The sequence below is a fragment of the Microcystis sp. M_OC_Ca_00000000_C217Col genome, assembly GCF_007095585.1.
Lineage (GTDB): Bacteria > Cyanobacteriota > Cyanobacteriia > Cyanobacteriales > Microcystaceae > Microcystis > Microcystis panniformis.
Genome location: NZ_SFBV01000288.1, coordinates 1 through 4656, shown reverse-complemented (window position 1 = coordinate 4656; position 4656 = coordinate 1). Strand labels below are relative to the sequence as shown.

The window sequence follows — 4656 nt, the reverse complement described above, 5'->3', positions numbered from 1 at the left end:
ATCAGTTATCAGTTATCAGTTATCAGTTATCAGTTATCAGTTATCAGTTATCAGTTATCAGTTATCAGTTATCAGTTATCAGTTATCAGTTATCAGTTATCAGATGTGAGTTTTCAGTTCAATGATTACTGTTTACTGATTAAGGTTTCCTCTATGGTTTCTCCCTGAGTGAAACATCCCGGAAGGTCTTTAATTTCCGATACATATCCCCCGTCATCATCAGGATAAATTGTTATTGGATATTTTAATCCAAAATAAAACTCTAATGATTCAAGCTTAGTTTTATTACTTGTACTCATATTTTTACCTCTTTAAAGTTAGCAAATAGGATCAATATAAGTAGGTAGGTATTAAAAACTTTCAGATGCCCCCCTTATTAAGGGGGGATTAAGGGGGGACTAAGGGGGGATCGGCACCCCCCTTATCAAGGGGGGAAGGGGGGATCGAACCTCAAATCCATTTTAAATTTAATTATAACCAGCTACTTATTTTGAATAAATAAGTAGTCATGCAAAATTAATTACCTGCCCGATCGAGCTAAAACCCTTACGGGGCAATGATCGTCATGTGTAAATAATTTTGCCTAGGTACTTACCCAGAAAACATCAAGAAGGGAATCAGCTTTAAACCTTGTCCGTCAACTATCCATTCCCCTATTCTGGCGCTCCAGGCTTCAAAGTGGGGGACAAAATGAGGTAAGGTAAAAAAGCTGTGCCGATAACCGAGACTATGACCGTTGAATGGCAATCCGTAAAAACCTACGAGGATATTCTTTACCATAAATGGGGGGGAATCGCCAAAATCACTATAAATCGCCCCCATAAGCGTAATGCCTTCCGTCCGAAGACAGTTTTTGAGCTTTACGACGCTTTCTGTGATGCTCGCGAGGATGCCCGCATTGGGGTAGTATTGCTCACGGGTGCAGGTCCCCACAGCGACGGCAAATATGCTTTTTGTTCCGGCGGCGATCAGACGGTGCGCGGTCAGGCGGGTTATATTGGCGATGATGGCGTACCCCGGCTCAATGTGCTGGATTTACAGAAATTAATTCGCTCCATCCCCAAGGTAGTTATCGCGCTGGTGGCAGGTTATGCGGTCGGGGGCGGTCATGTTTTACACTTGGTTTGTGATTTAACCTTAGCAGCGGATAACGCCATTTTTGGCCAGACCGGTCCGAAAGTGGGCAGTTTTGACGGCGGTTTCGGCTCTAGTTATCTAGCCCGGGTGGTCGGTCAGAAAAAGGCTCGCGAGATTTGGTTTCTCTGTCGGCAGTATAACGCCCAACAAGCTTTAGAAATGGGTTTGGTTAACCATGTCGTCCCGGTGGAGGAATTAGAGCGGGAAGGGATTAAATGGTCCTTAGAAATCCTCGAAAAAAGTCCCTTGGCGATTCGCTGCCTAAAATCGGCTTTTAATGCTGATTGTGATGGTCAAGCGGGTTTACAGGAGTTAGCGGGTAATGCCACTTTACTCTACTATATGACCGCCGAAGGAGCCGAAGGTAAACAGGCTTTCCTCGAAAAACGTCCCCCCGATTTTAGTCAATATCCTTGGCTACCCTAATCAGTGATCAGTAATCAGTAATCAGTAATCAGTGAAAAGAAAGCAGAAAACTGCCCTATAATACTGCTCACTTAATACTTCATATTCCTACTGATCACTGATCAGCTATGCTAGTTTAGAGAGAGTAGTTAGGTTCGGTAGCAGCATTGGTTTCAAACAGAAGCGGTTTTTCCCTGATGGCCTTGACTGGGTTGTGTCCGATCTCCTTCTCAAAATGGCTATGATATTGGGAGACAATCCATGACGATTTACGTTGGTAATCTGGTTTATGAAGTCACGAAAGAGGACTTGCACGGTGTATTCGCTGAATACGGCTCGGTTATTCGCGTTTACTTGCCCGTAGATCAAGCAACGGGTAAAATGCGCGGTTTTGGTTTTGTGGAAATGTCCTCCGATGAGGAAGAAGCAAAAGCGATCGAAACTCTTGACGGGGCCGAATGGATGGGACGACAGATGAAAGTCAACAAAGCTCGTCCCAGAGAAGATAATTTTGGTGGTGGTGGCGGCGGTGAGCGGAAAAACTTCGGGCGCCGCGAACGTTAAAGAGATTCTTGGAAAATTCCAGAAGCGGTTATTTTTGATAACCGCTTTCTTATCGATAATTAATCAATCTGCGTTTGTTTTCTAACATCCTAATACTCCATACGGACATTTCATCGTTTTGACGAAAAAAGCTAACGGACGCGAGGATATCCGTTCGTCCATAGATTTTGAGAATGTTATCAGGTAAAGTCAAGATTTGATTCGCACCCACTCCCGCCTACCTTATTTGTTCTGATTTTCCCATCATCATCCAACCGCTGCCATAAACTTTGACAAAAAATGAAGATAGCAATCATCACAGCAACTCCCCAAAATGTCAAGCTCGGAAGTGGTACCTTCGTTGGGAATATCCATCTGACTAACGAGTTGCGCTCCCAGGGTCATGTGGTTGATGTCTTCTCGCCAACCAAAGCATCGGGGCCGTTAGGCTATATGGCGCATCGCTTTCTTTGGAATTGGCGACTCGATCCCCGTCGCTTTGACCACTATGATGTGGTGGTGGGTTACGATATGGATGGTTACGCCATCAGCGATCGCCTGAAAGTCCCTTTTATCGTTTATATTCACGGTATTATTGCCGATGAAGCTACCTTTGAGCGGGGTTGGGTGCGAACTTCCTTAGAATTGATGGCAAAGGCCGAGAAAGTAAGCGTCCATCGCGCTGATCTGGTCATCTCTACCAGTGAGTATTCCCGTACTAGACTCAAGCAACTTTATCAGTACGATGGCAATATCGAAATTGTTCATTCTCTAATTGATCTCAAAGGGTGGGATGCAGCGATCGCCTCAGTCAAGGACGAGGAAAAAAACCGCGAGCAGAGGAGGCCGACGGTGTTTTGTGTCGGTGTCCAGTATCCCCGCAAAAATGTTGCCACTTTGATCCGCGCCGCCGCAATTCTCCGCCGTCAAATACCTGATGTGGAGGTACGAATTGCCAGCAAAGGTCCTGAATGGAATAATTTACGCCGTCTGGCACAAGAACTCAATTTAGAGCAAAATGTTACTTTTCTCGGCTATCTTTCCTATCAAGAACTGATCCAAGAATATCTTGATTGTCAAGTTTTTTGTTTACCTAGTCTGCAAGAAGGATTTGGTATAGTTTTTGCTGAAGCTATGGCCAGTTATAAACCGATTGTCGCCAGTCGTTCCTCCTCGACACCGGAGTTGATTGAAGATGGTGTACAAGGTCTATTAGCCAACCCCTTAGATGCCGAAGATTTAGCCAGTAAATTAGCGGAAGTGCTTCTCAATCCAGAAAAAGCTCGTTCCTTAGGGAAGGCAGGTAGAGCGAAAGTTTCAGAATTTGATGCCCCGATTATTGCCCAACGTTTCAGTCAGTTATTAACCAATTTTCTGGAAAAATAGATTAACTTTGAGGATAAAAGTTCAACCACTAACGCACAGCGTATAAATGGAAAATATCCACGAATGTCAAAGGTAGTAATTCTCTTTTTTCTAGTTGAATTTTGAAGCCATTGTCTGCCAGCATTTGGCTTATTTGCTTTAAGCGTCCCTTTTGATCGTGAATTTCAGCCACTATTTGCTTGATTTTCGGCCAGTCTTTAGCTTCGATGCTTTCAAATACTTCGTATTCTTCTCCTTCCACGTCAATTTTCAGTAAGTCAATGGAGTCAATACCGAGTTCATTAATTACGGAAGATAGAGTTCTTACTTCACAGGCTACTTGTTCTTTTTCTTGGAAAAACTCTTCAAACAAATTTTCTATTTTTTGGGAATTCTGATCGACTTGAATATCTTCTAATTCAGCCAAGGTATCCTCTGGCTTTGTGGTTGAATTAGCAGACATATTGGGATAAAAAGTAAAGATTTTTGCTGGGTTATTTTCCGAACTTAATCCACAGTTAAATAAAACAACATCCTCTAAAGAATGCAAATGAATATTTTTTTGCAAAACCTCAAAAGTTGGCTTGATTGGCTCAAAGGCGAAAACTTTTGCTGTTGGTTCAACTCCCTTGACAAAAATAGAGAATAGACCAATGTTGGCTCCAACATCAAAGATCACATCGCCTTCTTTGATGACGATATCATGCCCTTCATATTGCCTTTCAGTAAATATTTCCGAAAAAATGTATTCTGTTTCCTCTTTGCTACTACTGTAGTAACATTCTAATCCATTAGAAAAAGTAATCTTTTTGGCAATCACCGTTGATGTATGTATAGTTGCGATCTGGGACAAAATTATATTAACACCATGAATGGCTCCCCGTCAAGAATGAGGTAACAAGCCCCCTTCTTTCCAGGGGATAGCTAAAAGCTTTGATGTGCCTAGTTTCTAACCTTCTTTTTAGGTAGGAGAATTGTCAGATTCTGTCTTTTGCCTCTTGCCTTCAAAAGCTGATAACTGATCACTGATAACTGATCACTGATCACTGATAACTGATCACTGATCACTGATAACTGATCACTGATAACTGATAACTGATCACTGATAACTGATCACTGATAACTGATCACTGATAACTGATCACTGATAACTGATCACTGATAACTGATCACTGATAACTGATCACTGATAACTGATCACTGATA

General features: G+C 42.5%; 5 protein-coding genes. 3 read left to right on the top strand and 2 right to left on the bottom strand.

Annotated features, from left to right (window positions below; genetic code table 11):
- Positions 1-125: 125 nt before the first annotated feature.
- Positions 126-299 (bottom strand): type II toxin-antitoxin system HicB family antitoxin, encoded by a 174-nt coding sequence (locus EWV66_RS18395; RefSeq protein WP_072926528.1) that lies wholly within the window; start codon positions 297-299, stop codon positions 126-128.
- A gap of 430 nt (positions 300-729) precedes the next feature.
- On the opposite strand from EWV66_RS18395, the gene menB reads away from it, so the two are divergent.
- From menB to EWV66_RS18380, 3 genes are all read left to right on the top strand, one after another.
- A complete protein-coding gene (gene menB, locus EWV66_RS18390; protein ID WP_043999569.1) occupies positions 730-1563 on the top strand; it encodes a 1,4-dihydroxy-2-naphthoyl-CoA synthase in 834 nt (277 codons plus the stop codon).
- Between the two features lie 240 nt (positions 1564-1803).
- Positions 1804-2106, top strand: a complete 303-nt coding sequence (gene rbp / locus EWV66_RS18385) for an RNA-binding regulator (RefSeq protein WP_287107672.1) — start codon at positions 1804-1806, stop codon at positions 2104-2106.
- Between the two features lie 279 nt (positions 2107-2385).
- Positions 2386-3471, top strand: coding sequence for a glycosyltransferase family 4 protein (locus EWV66_RS18380; RefSeq protein ID WP_287107671.1), 1086 nt, complete (start codon positions 2386-2388; stop codon positions 3469-3471).
- 28 nt (positions 3472-3499) lie between these two features.
- Here EWV66_RS18380 and EWV66_RS18375 read toward each other — a convergent pair whose 3' ends face one another.
- The gene (locus tag EWV66_RS18375) at positions 3500-4270 is read right to left on the bottom strand and encodes an FkbM family methyltransferase (protein ID WP_287107670.1); all 771 of its coding nucleotides are present in this window, start codon (positions 4268-4270) and stop codon (positions 3500-3502) included.
- Positions 4271-4656: the final 386 nt, after the last annotated feature.